General features: G+C 72.2%; 17 protein-coding genes and 1 pseudogene. 12 read left to right on the forward strand and 6 right to left on the reverse strand.

Annotated features, from left to right (window positions below; genetic code table 11):
* Nucleotides 1–14 precede the first annotated feature (14 nt).
* The 3 genes from HUT12_RS31705 (at nucleotide 15) to HUT12_RS31715 (ending at nucleotide 2899) form a co-directional block, all read left to right on the forward strand.
* Nucleotides 15–1472, forward strand: a complete 1458-nt coding sequence (locus HUT12_RS31705) for a PAS domain-containing sensor histidine kinase (RefSeq protein ID WP_176095567.1) — start codon at nucleotides 15–17, stop codon at nucleotides 1470–1472.
* A gap of 69 nt (nucleotides 1473–1541) precedes the next feature.
* A complete protein-coding gene (locus tag HUT12_RS31710; RefSeq protein WP_176095568.1) occupies nucleotides 1542–1955 on the forward strand; it encodes an ATP-binding protein in 414 nt (137 codons plus the stop codon).
* A 59-nt stretch (nucleotides 1956–2014) separates the two neighbouring features.
* Entirely contained in the window at nucleotides 2015–2899 is an 885-nt protein-coding gene (locus tag HUT12_RS31715; protein ID WP_176095569.1) for a DUF5926 family protein, read from the forward strand.
* 124 nt (nucleotides 2900–3023) lie between these two features.
* On the opposite strand, the gene HUT12_RS31720 is transcribed toward HUT12_RS31715, so the two are convergent.
* Nucleotides 3024–4223 carry an arginine deiminase gene (locus HUT12_RS31720; RefSeq protein ID WP_176095570.1) on the reverse strand — a complete coding sequence of 400 codons (1200 nt, stop codon included), beginning with the start codon at nucleotides 4221–4223 and terminating at the stop codon, nucleotides 3024–3026.
* A gap of 163 nt (nucleotides 4224–4386) precedes the next feature.
* Between HUT12_RS31720 and HUT12_RS31725 the strand changes: the two genes are divergently transcribed.
* The 4 genes and pseudogenes from HUT12_RS31725 (at nucleotide 4387) to pheA (ending at nucleotide 7516) form a co-directional block, all read left to right on the forward strand.
* The gene (locus HUT12_RS31725; protein WP_176095571.1) at nucleotides 4387–5127 is read left to right on the forward strand and encodes a hypothetical protein; all 741 of its coding nucleotides are present in this window, start codon (nucleotides 4387–4389) and stop codon (nucleotides 5125–5127) included.
* Nucleotides 5128–5293: 166 nt separating this feature from the next.
* On the forward strand, nucleotides 5294–5752 hold the full coding sequence (locus HUT12_RS31730; RefSeq protein ID WP_131056735.1) for a PAS domain-containing protein: 459 nt from the start codon (nucleotides 5294–5296) through the stop codon (nucleotides 5750–5752).
* Nucleotides 5753–5949: 197 nt separating this feature from the next.
* Nucleotides 5950–6441 (forward strand): annotated as a pseudogene (locus HUT12_RS31735) (hypothetical protein); the annotation flags it as partial.
* Between the two features lie 118 nt (nucleotides 6442–6559).
* Nucleotides 6560–7516, forward strand: coding sequence for a prephenate dehydratase (pheA, locus tag HUT12_RS31740; RefSeq protein ID WP_131052385.1), 957 nt, complete (start codon nucleotides 6560–6562; stop codon nucleotides 7514–7516).
* A 10-nt stretch (nucleotides 7517–7526) separates the two neighbouring features.
* On the opposite strand, the gene HUT12_RS31745 is transcribed toward pheA, so the two are convergent.
* From HUT12_RS31745 to HUT12_RS31755, 3 genes are all read right to left on the reverse strand, one after another.
* Complete coding sequence (locus tag HUT12_RS31745) at nucleotides 7527–8243, reverse strand: AIM24 family protein (RefSeq protein ID WP_131052364.1); 717 nt, start codon at nucleotides 8241–8243, stop codon at nucleotides 7527–7529.
* Nucleotides 8244–8309: 66 nt separating this feature from the next.
* Nucleotides 8310–8648 (reverse strand): metallopeptidase family protein, encoded by a 339-nt coding sequence (locus HUT12_RS31750; RefSeq protein ID WP_131052386.1) that lies wholly within the window; start codon nucleotides 8646–8648, stop codon nucleotides 8310–8312.
* 107 nt (nucleotides 8649–8755) lie between these two features.
* Nucleotides 8756–9187 (reverse strand): OsmC family protein, encoded by a 432-nt coding sequence (locus HUT12_RS31755; protein WP_131052365.1) that lies wholly within the window; start codon nucleotides 9185–9187, stop codon nucleotides 8756–8758.
* 159 nt (nucleotides 9188–9346) lie between these two features.
* Here HUT12_RS31755 and HUT12_RS31760 point away from each other — a divergent pair, with 159 nt between their 5' ends.
* From HUT12_RS31760 to HUT12_RS31770, 3 genes are all read left to right on the forward strand, one after another.
* Nucleotides 9347–10096 carry a hypothetical protein gene (locus tag HUT12_RS31760; RefSeq protein WP_131052366.1) on the forward strand — a complete coding sequence of 250 codons (750 nt, stop codon included), beginning with the start codon at nucleotides 9347–9349 and terminating at the stop codon, nucleotides 10094–10096.
* A gap of 254 nt (nucleotides 10097–10350) precedes the next feature.
* Entirely contained in the window at nucleotides 10351–11172 is an 822-nt protein-coding gene (locus HUT12_RS31765; RefSeq protein WP_131052367.1) for an HAD hydrolase family protein, read from the forward strand.
* Entirely contained in the window at nucleotides 11172–11984 is an 813-nt protein-coding gene (locus HUT12_RS31770; RefSeq protein ID WP_176095572.1) for an HAD family hydrolase, read from the forward strand. The genes HUT12_RS31765 and HUT12_RS31770 overlap by 1 nt, the downstream gene beginning before the upstream one ends.
* 50 nt (nucleotides 11985–12034) lie before the next feature.
* On the opposite strand, the gene HUT12_RS31775 is transcribed toward HUT12_RS31770, so the two are convergent.
* Nucleotides 12035–12646 (reverse strand): bacterial proteasome activator family protein, encoded by a 612-nt coding sequence (locus HUT12_RS31775; RefSeq protein ID WP_176095573.1) that lies wholly within the window; start codon nucleotides 12644–12646, stop codon nucleotides 12035–12037.
* Between the two features lie 138 nt (nucleotides 12647–12784).
* Here HUT12_RS31775 and HUT12_RS31780 point away from each other — a divergent pair, with 138 nt between their 5' ends.
* Together HUT12_RS31780 and HUT12_RS31785 are read left to right on the forward strand one after the other, a co-directional pair.
* Nucleotides 12785–13582 (forward strand): S9 family peptidase, encoded by a 798-nt coding sequence (locus tag HUT12_RS31780; protein ID WP_131052370.1) that lies wholly within the window; start codon nucleotides 12785–12787, stop codon nucleotides 13580–13582.
* Nucleotides 13583–13661: 79 nt separating this feature from the next.
* Nucleotides 13662–14867, forward strand: coding sequence for an ABC transporter substrate-binding protein (locus HUT12_RS31785; protein ID WP_176095574.1), 1206 nt, complete (start codon nucleotides 13662–13664; stop codon nucleotides 14865–14867).
* Nucleotides 14868–14921: 54 nt separating this feature from the next.
* Here HUT12_RS31785 and ddaH read toward each other — a convergent pair whose 3' ends face one another.
* Nucleotides 14922–15755 (reverse strand): dimethylargininase, encoded by an 834-nt coding sequence (gene ddaH / locus HUT12_RS31790; RefSeq protein WP_368660297.1) that lies wholly within the window; start codon nucleotides 15753–15755, stop codon nucleotides 14922–14924.
* Nucleotides 15756–15780: the final 25 nt, after the last annotated feature.

The following is a 15780-nucleotide window of genomic DNA, read 5'->3' on the forward strand; positions in this document are numbered from 1 at the left end:
GCACACTCGGGGACATGACGGACCGTACCGATTACTCGGCTCTCATCGCCGGGCACACCGTCGTCATCGAGATGATCAACTCGGGGGACGCGGGCCTTCCGGTCCTGACCCAGTTACTGCGGGTGGCGCAACCGGCACTCGGTGCCGCCGGCATGGCCTTCGTCGAGTTCGCCCCCAGCGGGGGACGGGTGATCGCCGCCACCGGTGCCGCCGAGTGGACCATCGGGCGTCCCCTGCCACCCAGCGACCCGATCACCGCCTGCCTGCTCGCCGGACCCCGGGTGCAGTGCGTCCGGACCGACCGGCTCGGCAGCCAACTCGCCGACGAGCTGACCGAGCGCGGCCTGCGCCGAATGGTCGCCTCCCGGGCGGAGATCGGCGGGCACGCGGTCGGCAGCCTCCAGGCGCTGTACCTGACCGGGGACGACGAGCCCGACCCGGAGCAGCGGGGCGTGGTCGGCTTCCTGGGCGCCTGCATCGCGCACATGTACGGCGACCAGAGCGGCTTGCCGGTGCACGGCGACGGCCCGGTGGTGGCGGCACTCGCCGACGGGCTGGCGGTCGTCGACCGGGACACCCACGTACGGCTCTGGAATCCGGCCGCCGCCGACGTCACCGGCCGGTCCGCGGCCGAGGCGATCAACGAACCGCTGCCCTTCCCGGTGCCCCCGTCCGGGCAGGTCCTCGACCACCGCCTGCCGGACGGACGCTGGCTGCGGGTCACCTCCGGTGAGCTGCCCGGTCCGGGCGCGCTGCGGGTGGTCACCTTCCGCGACATCACCGACCAGCAACGACACGACCACGAACGGGACCTCTTCGTCGCGGTGACCAGTCACGAGCTACGCACCCCGGTGACGGTGATCAAGGGGTACGCCGACACGCTCAACGACCACTGGGAGTCGCTCAGCGACGCCGACCGGCGCCAGGCCGCGCAGGTCATCGGCCAGCGCGCCAACGAGCTGGCCCGGCTGCTCGACCGGCTGCTCTCCTCGGCCGCCGAGGCATGGCCGGACGACGGGCCGGCGGTGCCGTTCGACCTCGGCGAGACGCTGCGTGGCGCGGTCGCCAACCTCCCCGGTGAGCTGCGCCGTCGGGCCACCCTCCAGTTCCCGGTCGACCTGCCCCGGGCGATCGGGCGCCGGCAGAGCCTGGTCACCGTGCTGACCGAGTTGGTCACCAACGCCGGGAAGTACTCCCCTCCCGGCTCGCCGATCGAGGTGAGCGCGGCCGCGGACGGACCGACCGTGTGCATCCGGGTCAGCGACCGGGGCATCGGCGTACGCCCGGAGCACGTCGAACGGGCCTTTGACCGGTTCTGGCAGGGCGACTCGGGTGACAATCGTCGCTATCCGGGCACAGGGCTTGGTCTCTATCTCGTCCGCCGGATCGTTGAACAGCAGAATGGCTGGGTATTCCTTCGACCGAGAACCGGTGGAGGTACCGTCGCAGAGGTGCGGCTGCCCCGTAGGTGATCGTGGGGGTCACCCGGGGCGGAAGAGGGGCGGAACGTGTCGACGGGAGCGGTCGAACGAGCGTGGTGTGTGGTCGTGCCGCACCACGCCAGCGGTGCGCGCGCCGCCCGGCACCGCCTCGCCGCCGAACTGGCCGAGGTCGTGTCCCCGGTGGTGCTGGCGGATCTCGTCGCGGTCCTGGCCGAGCTGGTCGGCAACGCCGTCCGGCACGCGGACCCGCTGCCCGGCGGAGTGGTCCGGGTGGCCTGGCGGCTGATGACGACCGACGACGGGGCGTGCGTCCGGCTGCGGGTCACCGACGGCGGCGCGGCCGGCACACCCCGGATCCGACCGGCGGACATCGACGCGGCCGACGGCCGGGGCCTGCACATCGTCTCCGGCCTGGCGGACCGTTGGGGGGTCGAGCGGGACGGTCTGGGGCAGAGTGTCTGGGCCGAGTTCGACCCGGTGACGGAACGACCGGGCCTGGTCGTCGCCGGCTGAGTCCCCGCAGGGCGGGTCCAGCCCCCGGCGTCGCGTCCGGGCCTCTAGGCTGTGTCGCCGTGAGCAAGCGTCGAAAGAACCAGCGGGCCGCCACGTCGACCCCGAAGCGGGAGAAGGTGCGGGACGTCTTCGTCCCCCGACCCTTCGAAGGGCTGACCGACGAGCCGGAATGGATCGCGCTGCGGGAACTGGTGCCCGCCGCCTCCGCACCGCTGCGGCTCACCCCCGAGCTGGTCGAGGAGTACGGTGACCGGCCGGTGACGCTGGCCACCGTGCTGCCGATGGCCGCCCCCGCGATGAGCCGCGCCGACGGGCACGTGTTCGTCGGGCTCCAGCGACACCAGCAGTCCGGTGACGTGTCCCGGGACCTGGCCGAGTCGCTGCTCTGCGCGCTGCGTACCGAGCCGGGTGACCCGGTCCAGGTGCCGCCGCTGCCCGGCCCCGGGCCACGGCTCCAGGACATCCTGGTCGACGGCCCGTTGACGGTCACCCTGCACGAGGGCTTCGACTTCTGGCTGGTCCCCGAGGCGGTCGACGACCCGACCGTGCAGGCGTCCCTGGAGCGGGCCAACGCGGCGATCTACCCGACCGTGGGTCTGGCGGCGGCGCGGTCGGCGTACTGGTGCCAGGTGCCGGAGAAGGCCCACGTGCGCTGGGTGCTGCCCGAGGCCGAGGAGGCCGCGCTGGACGCGTTGGCCCGGCTGGGCGCGGCCGGCTCGTTGACCCTCGGCGAGGGGACCAAGTTCGCCGGCATGTTCCGGGCCCACGGTCGGCTGGTGCCGGTCTGGGACCTGCCCGAGCAGACCCCGGCCGCCGAGTGGGAGGCGCCGGTCGCCGACTTCGCCAAGCGGTACGCCGAGGCGCTGACGGAGACCGAGCCGCTCGACGCCGCCGCCCGCCGGGCCCGGCAGGGCCTGCTGGGCCGCCAGCTCACGCTGCGCTGAGCGCGCGCTTCTGGTGTGCCGCCAGCTCACCCTGAGCGCGCGCTTCTGGTGTTAGGAAGGGACCCCTGCTCTACCTGAGGCGTTAGAAAGGGGCCCTTCCTTACTCCCGGCACTGCTCGCGTCGCTACTCGCGGACCAGCGGGCAGGACATGCAGCGCGGGCCGCCCCGACCCGACCCCAGCTCGGAGCCGGCGATCGGGATGAGTTCGATCCCGGCCCGTTCGAGCTGGGCGTTGGTCTCCACGTTGCGTTCGTAGCCGACGCAGAGCCGGGGCGCGATCGCCAGCGTGTTGTTGCCGTCGTCCCACTGCTCCCGTTCGGCGGTCACCGGGTCGAGCCCGGTGTCGATCACCCGGAGCTGGTCGAGGTCCATCGCGTCGGCGGCGGCCCGCAGGAACGGCGCCGGGCCGTCCACTCGTGGGTCGTCGCCGTTCGTCCCGGCGATCACCGTGTACGCCGACAGCGTGTGCGCGACGTTCGGGTACATCAGCACCGCGTCGACGTCGACCATGGTGCAGACCGTGTCCAGGTGCATGGTGGCCCGCTCCTGGGCGATCGGCACGACCAGGATCGTGTGCGCCAGCCCGGCCGCGAAGACCTGCCGGGCCAGCCGCTCGGCACCGGCCGGGGTGGTCCGCTCACCCACCCCGACGGCGAGCACCCCGGGGGCGAGCAGCAGCACGTCGCCGCCTTCGAGGTGCTCCAGGTCGGGGCGGTAGACGTACTCGGTGCCGGCGAAGCGTGGATGGTGCCGGTAGATCGCGTCGGTCAGCGTGGTCTCCCGCCGCCGGGCCGGCATCGCCAGGCTGGTCACGCCGACCCGGTCGCCGATCCACAGTGACGAGTCGCGGGTGAAGAGCAGGTTCGGCAGGGGCGCGATGACGAAGTCGTGCCGGTCCATCAACGTGTAGACCAGACCGCCGCGCCGGTCACCGCCGAGCCGTAGCTCCTCGTGGGCGAGTCCGGCGACGAGGACTCCGGCGAGCGCGGCCGGGTCGAGGTAGGTCAGGTGTGCGGCCACCCGGGCGCGCAGGGTGTCGCCGAGCCGGGGCGAGGCGAGGACCTGTTCGGTCAGTTCGGCGCGGGCCTCCGCCACGGCCAGGGTCTCGGTGAGCAGATCGGTGAGATAGAGCACCTCGACGTCGCGCTCGCGCAGCGCGGCGGCGAAGGCGTCGTGCTCCTCCTGCGCGCGGCCCACCCAGGGGATGGCGTCGAACAGCAGCGAGTCGTTGTTGCGCGGGGTCAGACGCGCGAGTTCCGGCCCCGGCCGGTGCAGCAGCACGGTGCCGAGCCGACCGACCTCACTGTCCACGTAGTGGGTCACACCCGAAGCCTAGGGCAGGGTTTGGCGGCATCCGATAAAACAGCTGTGGATGAATATGGCATTCATCCACAGTCATTCCGGCGTTCCGGCTTGCCGACTACCGGGACCCGCAACGTAGGGTAGTGAGAACGTAACTTCGAGGGACCTTTTGCCGGAGGTCGCGATGACTGTCTTCCCCGCTCGTCGAGCCGTACCGTCCGCCCGGGCGCTGCCGCAAGCGGCGGTGCCACACCCTCGGGTCGAGGCACCGGGGGTGGTCGCGGCCCCGCGTCCGTCGCCCTTGGAGTGGGCCCGCCGACGCCGCGCCGAGCGGGGTGCTCGCCGGCTCGAGGCGGCCGGTGCCCGCGCGCTCGGCCAACTCGACCATCTCGGGCCCGCGTGGCATGTGATCGACTGGCCCCGCACGGATGCCGCCGACGCCCTCCTCGACGAGAGCGACGACAACCGGGCCGGCTTCCTCGCCATCGGCCCGAGCGGACTCTTCGCCGTCACCATCGCCGATCACGGGCGGGCCCGCGTCCTGGTCGCCGGTGACGTGGTGCAGATCAACGGGAAGCGCCCGCCGTACGTGGCCGAGGCCCGCCGCGACGCCCGACGCGCCAGCAAGGCGCTGACCAGTGCGGTCGGACACCCGATCCCGGTGACGCCGGTGCTCACCTTCGTGGGCTCCGGCGTCATCAGCGTCTACGGCCTGCCCAAGGACTGTCTGATGGCCACCCACCGGGAGCTCGACCGGCTGCTCGTCGCCGCCGGCAACCGGATCAGTCCGGCCACCGCCGAGAAGCTCTCCCGGGTCGCCCAGCACCCCGGGACGTGGATGAGTGGCGGCTATCCGCCAGCAGCCGACTACCGGTGGTACGAGGACGGCCGAATGGCCGCTGACAAGCCGGCCACCCGGCGGTAACGTCTGCGGCGACGCCACGCGGCCGGACCGCTGCACTCCGCACCCACCGGCCGCGCCGTCGCAGACCGGCAGTGATCAGCACCGATGGCGTGGATTCCAGCGCGGTCAGCGGTGGCCGAGACGACCGGCTAGCGTGGACGTTCCGTCGGTGTGCATAGGAGGCGCGGTGGCCCACGTCGAACTCTCGCTCTCGGAAGTGTTCGCGCCCGACCCGGGGACACCGACAGAGCTGGGGTACGACAACTTCGGCCGGTGGGCGGCCACTGTGTCCAGTGCCGACGAGCCCTGCCTGCTGATCGACGCCGAGACCCGGGTGGTGGCCGTCTCCGCCGCCGGCTGCGAGTTGCTCGGCCTCGGCACGCCCGAGGCCGTCATCGGGCTGCCGCTGCTCGACGGTGGCCTGCGACTGCTCGACTTCACCGCGTACCGGGGCGAGTTGGCCGAGCCGGACATCGACAAGATCCCGCCACTGCTGGCGCTCGTCTCCGGCCGGATGGCCCGCGGCCTGTTACGGATCATGGCGACCACCGAGGGTGTCTCCGACGCGACCGTCGACGCGATCTCCACACCGGTGCTCGCCGACGGGGCCGTCGCCGGTTCCCTCACCTTCTTCTCCGAGCTCTGACCGGTGGCACCCGCAGACGCTGTCGGTGGGCGCCGCGTACCCGGCTGACCTTCACCTCGGCGGCGGATCCTCCTACCATGGGCTCGGCCCTGAGCACCCCCGACGCTCGACCCCCATCGAGGATCATCCCCGTGCCGTCCACCCCGATCCGTCGTGCCACTCCCGCCCGGCCGGGCGCCCGCCGGTACCGCACGCGGCTGCCCGCAGTCGCCGGACTGGCCGTACTCCTGCTTTCCGGATGCGGCGAACCGCCGGACCTGCGCGACGGGTCGGCCCGGCCGACGCCGCCACCCGCCACGGCCGCCGCGACCGGGTCGGCCACCCCGACACCGCCGCCCTTCGGCGAGCCGCCCGGCACCGTTCCGACCGGCATGCCCACCGACGCCGGTCTGGTCGCGGTCGCCTGCCCCGGCCAGCCGTCCCGGCAACGGATCCTCGACCTCGTCCGGGGTCGCGACGGGCTGCTCCCCCGCACCGCGCGGGTGCAGGTCACCAGCGGGCCGCGATGCGCCGCCGGCTGGCACTTCACCGGCATCGACGTCACCGGGTACGAGCCGCTCCAGGTGGTCACCCGCGACCAGGCCGGCACCCTGCGGCTGGTCACCGCCGGCACCGATGTCTGCTCGGTCGAGGTACGCGTGGCCGCACCCGTCGGGATCAGGACGCTGGCCTGCGGCGACGAGGGATCCGTGCCGGTGCCGGTGCCACCCGTGCCCTCCCCGCCACCGGCACCCGCACCGACGCCGTCCGGGCAGTCACCGACGCCATCGGCGTCCACACCCTCGGCGGGTGCGTAGGCTGTTCGCCATGCCGGGAACGCCACCGACCCGTTTCGTCTACCTCGGGCCCGAGGGCACCTTCGCCGAACAGGCGTTGCGTACGGTGCCTGCCGCCGAGCGGGGCAGCCGCACGCCGGCCCGCAGCGTCGGCGAGGCCCTGGAGGCGGTACGCGTCGGAGAGGCCGACGCCGCGCTGGTGCCGTTGGAGAACTCGATCGGCGGCGCGGTCGGGGTCACGCTCGACGAACTGGCCGAGGGCGAACCTCTGGTGATCACCCGCGAGGTGATCCTGCCGGTGCAGTTCGTGCTCGGAGCGCGGACGGGCACCCTGCTGCCGACCATCCGCAGTGTCGCCGCCCACCCGCAGGCGTCCACCCAGTGCCGGGGTTGGCTGCGGGCCCACCTGCCCGACGCGGTCGTGGTCGACGTCCTCTCCAACGGCGCCGCGGCGGCCGGTGCCGCCACCGGTGAGTACGACGCGGCGATCTGCGCACCCATCGGCGCGGCCCGGCACCGGCTCGCCGTGCTGGCCGACAAGATCGCCGACCATCCGGACGCGGTCACCCGGTTCGCGCTGCTGTCCCGCCCCGGCCCGCCTCCGCCGCCCACCGGCGACGACGTGACCTCGCTGGCGGTCTACATCGCCCACGACCGGGTGGGCGCGCTGTTGTCCGTGCTGATGGAACTCGCCGTACGCGGGGCGAACCTGACCCGGATCGAGTCCCGTCCGACCGGTGAGGCGCTGGGCCGGTACGTCTTCTTCCTCGACTGCACCGGCCACGTCGCCGACAACCGGCTCGGTGAGGCCCTCCAGGGGCTGCGACGGATCTGCGCCGACGTCCGCTTCCTCGGTTCGTACCCCCGGCACCGGTGGGACGGCACGGCCGGCGACCGGCCGGTGCCGGCCCCGGCCGGTCTCTCCGACGCCGACTACACCGACGCCGCAGCCTGGCTCGCCCGGATCCGGGCGGGCGAGCTGGGCTGAGTGGCCGGGCTCAGCGGAACAGGCCGCCGAGCACCCCGCCCTGCTCCTGCTGGCCGCTGCCCATCACCGGCGGCTCCTCGGAGGGCTGGACGACGACGAAGCCCCGCCCGGCGAAGCTCATCGTGTACGCCTCACCGGTGGTCCGCCCCAGCAGCGTGCCGAGCCCGAGCTGATCGGCCCGGTGGTAGCCCGTCTGCAGGCCCGCCGACCAGCAGACGGCGGCCTGCGGGTCCACGTAGGTGGGGGCGTCGACGCTGAGCACGACCGGGGTGCCCCGGGTGGTCACCGCGATCCGGCCCTGACCGGAGAAGACGCAGTTGAACAGGCCGGTCGAGGCCATGCCCGCGCCGCCGACCATCTTGATGTCGTAGCTCAGCGTCGAATCGAAGGCCAGCACGCTGGACCCGTTGATGGAGAGGGCGTCCCCCGGCTCCAGGTCGATGACGTGCACGTCCTTGGCGAAGTCGGCGAGGAAGACGTCGCCCTGACCGGTCAGCTTCATCAGCGGCACACCCTCGCCGGTGAGCTTCTGCTTGATGAAGTTGCCGAGCCCGCCGGAGCCGAGCGCCTGGAACTGCACCTGCCCCTGGTACGCGACCATCGAGCCGACGCGGGCCATCGCCTCGCCGTTCAGCTCGATCTTCAACATCTTGGCGTTCTGCAGCCGCATACCGGGCTGCGCGGACTCCTTCTCCAGGTTCGCCGCTGAGAACAGCTCGCTACGCATGGGTTCCCTCCCGTACTCGCCGTGTCTGGCCAGACGGTAGGGCAGCGCCGCAAGAGGGCCAAGCGGTCAGCCCCAGCCGAGTTCGTGCAGTCGCGCGTCGTCGATGCCGAAGTGGTGGGCGATCTCGTGCACCACGGTCACCGCGACCTCGTCGATGACGTCGTCGTCGGTGTCGCAGATCCGCAGGATCGGGTTGCGGTAGATCAGGATGCGGTCCGGCAGGACTCCGGCGTAGTCCCAGCCCCGGTCGGTCAACGCGTGTCCCTCGTAGAGGCCGAGCAGGTCCTCGCCCGGGGGCGGGTCGTCCTCGACCAGGATCACCACGTTGCTCATCAGCGCCAGCAGTTCCTCCGGAACCTCGTCCAGCGCCTCCCCCACCAACTCCTCGAACCGCTCGCGCTCCATCTCGACCGCCACACCCTCATTGTTCCTCACCCGACGCGCGATCTCGCGCCTCCGAGGCCCACGGACGGTCTGCGGGGTGCCGGAGGCGCGAGATCAGCGCAGGGCGGTCAGGAGGCGAGGCGGGCGGTGAGGGTGATCTCCGCACCGGGCGACAGCAGGCGCGAGATCGGGCAGTTCTGCTTCGCGGCCTCGGCCAGCTTCGCGAACTGCGCCTCGTCGATGCCGGGGACCTCACCGACGGTGTCCAGCTCGATGCGGGTCACCGTCATTCCGGCGTCGGTCTTGTCCAGGTGCACCTTGGCGGTGGTCTCCACCGACGTGGCGGTGGTCCCGGCGTCGGCGAGCGCCTTGGAGAAGGCCATCGAGAAGCAGCCGGCGTGCGCGGCGCCGATCAACTCCTCGGGGTTGGTGCCCTCTCCCTCCTCGAAACGGGACTTGAAGGAGTAGTTCCCCTGCATCCCTCCCTTGCCGGTACTGATCGTGCCGGAGCCCTCGGGAAGGTTGCCCTGCCAGCGTGCGGAAGCGGTACGGATAGGCATGCACCTGACGCTAGTCCACCGGACGCCGGCAGGCGACCGACCAGCGGGGCTCACTGCGGGGAACCGCACGTCACCGGCCTGCTGTGGAATGATTCACGCCGACCCACCGTCCTGGTCAGCGCCGCACCCGGCGTCCAGGCTCCGACGAGAGGGCGAACGATGACCAACGACCTCCCCATCCCCCGGCAGGACGAACGCGCCGACGGTGCCAGCGTCCTCGAATGGGGTGCGGCGGACGAGTCGACGGGCGGGAGTCGCCTCCGGCGGGCCGTCTCCGGCCTCGGCCGGGACCACCGGGTGCCCCTGCTCCTGGCCGGGCTGGGCGCGGCCGCCGCCGTCGCCTCGCTGCTCGGCGAGTGGGTGACGATGACCATCCCCACCGGCCCCGATCCCACCGGTCCGCTGGAGGTGACCAACGGGGTCGCCGAGATCGGCGGGTTGGGCACCGGCTACCTGACCGGTCTCCTGGGGCTCGGGTGCACGGTGGCGCTCGCGCTGCGGGGCACCAGGGCCGCACAGGTCAACGCCCGGGTGGCCGGTCTGGCGCTCGCCGCCGGCATGATCGCGCTGCTCGCGGCGACCACGTCGTCGCTCGGCGACGCGGCCCGCCGGGGGCTGATGTTCTACTCCGGCGAGGAGACCTTCCGGACCGAGCACGGACGTGGCCTGTTCATGGCCTTCGCGGCCGTGCTGCTGTTCGCCGCCGCACTCGTCCGGATCGCGCCCGCCGGGGCCGAGGTGACGCCGAGCGGGGCACCGGCCGACCCGGACGACGCAGCCACCGATCCGACGGCACGGCGGCGCTCCCGACGGCGGGCCGCCCAGGAGGACCCGGACGAGGGGCGCCCGCCGGCCGACATCACCGTCTCCCCGACGGTCCCGTTCGCCCGCGAGTCCCCGCCCGACTGAGGTGTAAGGAAGGGCCCCTTCCTAACGCCTGGTGTATATAAAGGGTCCCCTCCTTACATCTCAGCGGCGACCAGAGTGGCGGCGGTCCTGCCCGAAACGTCACCTCGCGGCAGCCGTCCGTTGGCATCCGATTCGCCGGGAAGCCGTGGTTGCGACCTGTTTACCGAGGTACGGTTGCTGCCCGCCGTCACGCCGGGTCGCCTACCCGGCGACCAGTACGGCTGGCCGCGACGGCGGCGGGCGAAGGAGGAACCATGACCCGCCCGGGCCTGCCCAAGCTGATCGCCACCGACCTGGACGGGACTCTCGTCCGCAGCGACGACACCGTCTCGGCGTACACCCATGAGGTTCTCGACCGGGTGCGTGCCGCCGGCATCCCCGTGGTCGGCGCCACCGGTCGCGGACCCCGGCTGACCGAGCTGACCCGAAACGACATCCGTGCCGCCGACTTCCTGGTGCTGGCCGGCGGCGGTCGGGTGGTGGACCAGAGCGACCCGGCCGGGCCGGTGGTGCTCTGTGACGAGCGCCTCGCAAGCGACGTGCTGGCCGGTCTGCTGGCCGATCTGGAGGTCGCGGTCGGCCCGCTGACGGTGATGGTCGAGGCCTCCGACGAGCACGAGGCGCCGCTCTGGGGCGACTACCACCCGGACTGGCCCTACCCGGACCGGTTCGAGGTCCGCACCCGGGACGAGTGCCTCGCCGGTGACGTGATCAAGGCGTTCGTGCGGACCGCCGACCACCATGTCGACGAGTTGCTGGCGGTCGCCCGGGAGATCGTGCCGCCGCACCTGGCCACGCTCACCCAGGCCGGGCTCGGTTTCATCGAGATCTGCCCGCCCGGGGTGGACAAGGCCTCCGGCCTGACCGTGGTCGCGCAGTCCCTCGGCGTGGATCCAGCCGAGGTGCTGGTCTTCGGCGACATGCCGAACGACCTGCCGATGTTCGAGTGGGCCGGCTGGGCGCGGGTGGCCGTCGCCAACGCGCACCCGAGCGTACGCGCCGCCGCCGACGACATCACTCTGCGTAACGACGACGACGGGGTCGCGGTCTACCTCGACCGGCTACTGTCCAGGTGATGGACGCGACGCCCGGCCTGATCGCCACCGACATCGACGGCACGCTGCTCCGCGACGACCGCACGCTGAGTGCCCACACCGCTGCGGTGCTGGCCCGGATCTCCGCCCGGGGCACGCCGGTCGTGCTGGTCACCGGCCGTCCGATCCGTTGGCTCCGACTCGTGTACGAGCAGCTCGCCGAGCCGGTGCCGGCGGTCTGCGCCAACGGCGCGGTGGTCTACGACCCCGTCGACGACCAGGTGCTGCGTGCCGATCCCCTGGCGCCGGAGTTGCTCGCCGAGGTGGCGGAGCGCCTGCGGGCGGAGGTGCCGGGCGTGAGCCTCGCGGTGGAGATCGTCGACAGCCGGGAGATGCGGCACGAGGCGCACTATCCGGTGCGCTGGGAGGCCGGTGACGCGGCGATCAGGGTTGTGGACAAGCCGGAGGAGCTGCTGTCGGCGCCGGCGGTGAAGCTGCTGGTCCGGGCCGGTGACCAGGATCCGGACCGGTTCACCGAGATGATCTCGACCGCGTTGGCGGGGCTGGCGGAGGCCACCCACTCGTCGAACTCCGGACTGGTGGAGATCTCGGCGGCCGGGGTGACGAAGGCGGCCGGGCTGGCCTGGTACTGCCACCGGATCGGCGTCGACCCGGCCGACGTGCTGGCCTTCGGCGACATGCCGAACGACGTACCGATGCTGACCTGGGCCGGCCGGGCGGTGGCGGTGGCCAACGCGCACCCCACCGTGCTGGCGGTCGCCGACGACGTCACCTCGACGAACTCCACCGACGGCGTGGCCGCGTACCTGGAGAAGGTCTTCGGGGCCGACTGACGGCGCGGCGCGTCGTGCGACCCGGTGAGGTCGCACGACGCGCGCGGTGGTCAGAGGTACTGACCGGTGCTGTGTCCTTCGCCACCGGCACCACCCGGCTGGCCCATGCCGGGCATCCCCGGCAGCACCGCCCCGGCGGGGCCGCTGGGCAGCGCCTGCCGGCCGGAACGCATCTGTTCGAGCTGTACCCGGGCGGCCATCTGCTGCGCCACCAGGGCGGCCTGGATGCCGTGGAACAGGCCCTCCAGCCAGCCGACGAGCTGGGCGTGGGCGATCCGCAGCTCGCCCTCGCTGGGCGCCTGGTCCTCGGCGAACGGCAGCGAGAGCCGTTCGAGTTCCTCGCGCAGCTCGGGGGCGAGGCCCTCCTTGAGCTCGACGATCGAGCGTTCGTGGATCTCCCGCATCCGGTGTCGGCTGGCGTCGTCGAGTGGGGCCGCCTTGACCTCCTCCAGGAGCTGCTTGATCATGCTGCCGATCCGCATCACCTTGGCCGGCTGCTCGACCAGGCGCGTCGGGTCCTCGCCGGGGCCCTCGTCGGTCTGTACGGTGCCGACCGGGCGGCCGTCCGGCCCGACCACCACCACCGTGCCGGAGCGCCCGGCATCGTCCTGGCCAGGCTCGTCGTTCTGTCCAGCTGAGTGTGCTTCGGTCATGGCACCCATCTTTACCCAGTCCCCGCCGTTCCCGCCCGGCGGCCCGGTGCACGGACCCCTCGCCCGTTCTCTCCGCCCTGCGATGCACCGGTCACCGCGCGTTCCACCCGGCACCGGGCCCGGCGCGTTGCGCGCTACGGTCGGCCGATGACCTCCGACCCGCGGGCCGTGCTGACCCGTCCCGCTGCCGCCCCGGACGTCACGGTCGCCTACGGCGAGCACCCTGACCAGGTCGCCGACCTGCGCCGGCCGTCCGGCACCGGGTCCTCCCGACGGCTGGTGGTCGTGGTACACGGGGGCTTCTGGCGCCACGAGTACGACCGGCGGCACACCGACTCGATGGCCGCCGCGCTCGCCGCGCTCGGCCATCCGGTGGCACAGGTGGAGTACCGGCGGACCGGGCAACCCGGCGGCGGCTGGCCCGGCACGACGGACGACGTCCTGGCCGCGGTGACCGCACTTCCCCGGCTGGCGGCCGAGGTGCTGCCCGGTCTGGTGACACCGACACCAGCGGTCCTGGTCGGTCATTCCGCCGGTGGCCACCTCGCCCTGCACGCGGCGCGACACGTGCCGGAGGCGGTGGCGGGAGTGCTCGCTCTCGCGCCGGTCGCCGACCTCGCCGAGGGGTACCGGCTGGACCTGGACGGGGGTGCGGTGGCGGCCCTGCTGGGTGGTGGTCCGGCCGACGTACCCGACCGGTACGCGGCTGTCGACCCGCGATCCGTGGTACCGCTCCCGACACGCACCGTAGTGATGCACGGCACGCTCGACGAACAGGTTCCGGTCGCCATGAGCAGGGCGTACGTGGCCGCAAACCAGGCAGCCGGGGCCGATATGCGCCTTGTAGAGCTTTCCGGATGCGAGCATTTCGGGCTCATCGACCCCGAGGCGCCGGCCTGGCCCAAGGTAACCAGCGTGTTGCGGTCTCTTGGCGAAGATCATTAATCATTGACGCAGCGTCGCGAAGCAGGTAGAACGCCGATGGGGCGTACCCGCCCAGGCAACGCGTGTTGAAGGGAACCCGGTGTCGCAGATGAACCGCAGGCGAGCACTACAGTTGCTGGCCGCGCTCGGAACAGGGAGCCTCGTCGCCGCGTGTGGCACGGACGGCGACGAGGGGACCACCACCGTCACGGGCGGCAGTCCGATCAAAATCGGTCTGATCGCGCCGCAGGCCGGCCCGGACAAACCCATCGGCGACGAACTCACCAACGGCTTCCAGCTCTACCTCGACCTGAACGACCGGAGTCTCGGCGGCCACCCCGTCGACCTGGTCGTCGCCGACGAGGGAGACACCGTGAAGTCCGGCCAGGCCGCCGTGAGCACCCTGCTCGAACAGAACGTGCTCGCGATGACCGGCGTCGCCAGCTCCGCCGTCATGTTCGGCATCCGGGACGCGGTCGAGCAGGCCCGGGTACCGCTGATCGGCTCCAACGCCTCACCACCGAGCCTGCAGAGCGTCGTCTACATCTGGCGGACGTCGTACGTGCTCGACGAGGCGGGCCGGGCGCTCGGCCGCTACCTCAAGGACGAGCTGGGTACGGCCGACCGGGTCGCCATCATCCTGCCCGAGGGCGGTGGCGGCGGCGAGGACGTGCTGCGCGGCTTCCGCCAGGAGTTCGGTGAGTCCGACCCGAGGATCTCCGACCCGGTGATCTGGACCACCGGCAGCCCGAGCCCCAGCAAGGCGGCGTACGCCACCGACATCAGCCAGGCGCTGAGCCGCAGTCCGTCGACGGTCTTCTGCTTCTACTCCGGTGCGGCGGCGGTCGAGTTCGTCATGCAGCTGCGGGACGCCGGATTCCGGGGCCGGATCTACGCGCCCGGGTTCCTGACCGAGGGCACGGTGCTGGAGAGCATCCGCCCGGCCAACGACGCGCTCGGCATCCGGACCGCCCTGAACTACTCCGCCGACCTGAACAACGCCGCGAACCGCCGTTTCGCGTCGGCGTACCGCAAGAAGCACAACGCCTCGCCCACCACGTACGCGATGGCCTCCTACGACGCGGCCAAGGTGCTCGACCAGGCGATCCGCCTCGCCGGTGCGACCCCGACGGCGCAGGAGGTGAATCTGGCGCTGGGTCGGATCGGGCAGATCGACAGCCCGCGCGGCGCGTGGCAGTTCAACCAGCCGCGTACCCCGCAGCAGAAGTGGTATCTGCGCGAGGTGCAGCGCGACGGCCAACTGCTGTCCAACGTGCTGGTCAGCGAGCTGGCCACGCTCGGCTGAGTCGACGCAGGGTCCAGGGCCGGCCCGGCGCGACGGCCGGCCCCGGGCGTCGGATCAGGGCCGCAGCTCGGCGACGCAGCACTTCACGCTGCCGCCGCCCTTCTTGAGTTCGGCCAGCTCCACCGGCACCGGCGTGTACCCGGCCGCCTTGAGCCGACCGGCCAGCCGGGTCGCCTCGCTGTTCAGCACCACGTTGGCGCCGTCGCTGACCAGGTTCAGGCCGAACGACAGCGCATCGTCGTCGTCGGCCACCACCGCGTCGGGGAAGAGTTGGGCGAGCACCCGCTGGCTGGCGGCGGAGAACGCACCCGGGTAGTAGACGACGTTGCCGTCGTCGATCGAGGCGAGCGCCACGTCCAGGTGATAGAAGCGCGGGTCGATCAGGTGCAACGACACCACCGGACGGCCGAGCGCCTCCTGTGCCTCGGCGTGCGCGGGCAGTTCGGTGCGGAAGCCGTACCCGGCCAGGACCAGCCCGCCGTGCGCCTCCGGCAGGTACGCGAAGTCACCCTCGCCCTCGTTGGTCTCGTTCGGCGCGATGAACCGCCAGCCCTGGGACTCGTAGAACGCCCGGTGCCCGGCGGCCTCGGCGGCCCGCTGCGGGTGCTTGAACCGCGCCCCGTAGGCCGTGCCGTCCACCGTGAACGCGCCGTTGGCGGCGTAGACCATGTCGGGCAGGCCGGGTTCGGGAACCAGCAGGTGCACGTCGTGGCCGAGGCCCACCAGCGTCTCCCGTAGGCGGGCCCACTGCTTGACCGCCAGTTCCGGGTCGACCGAGGCGGTCACGTCCATCCACGGGTTGATCGCGTACTCGACCGTGAAATGCTCGGGCGAGCACATGAGATATGTCCGCTTTCGCGGTACTCGCTGCTGGTTCACGGTCACCAAGGGTAGGTAGGGTGCCACTTTAGTA

The sequence above is a fragment of the Verrucosispora sp. NA02020 genome (assembly GCF_013364215.1).
Classification (GTDB): domain Bacteria; phylum Actinomycetota; class Actinomycetes; order Mycobacteriales; family Micromonosporaceae; genus Micromonospora.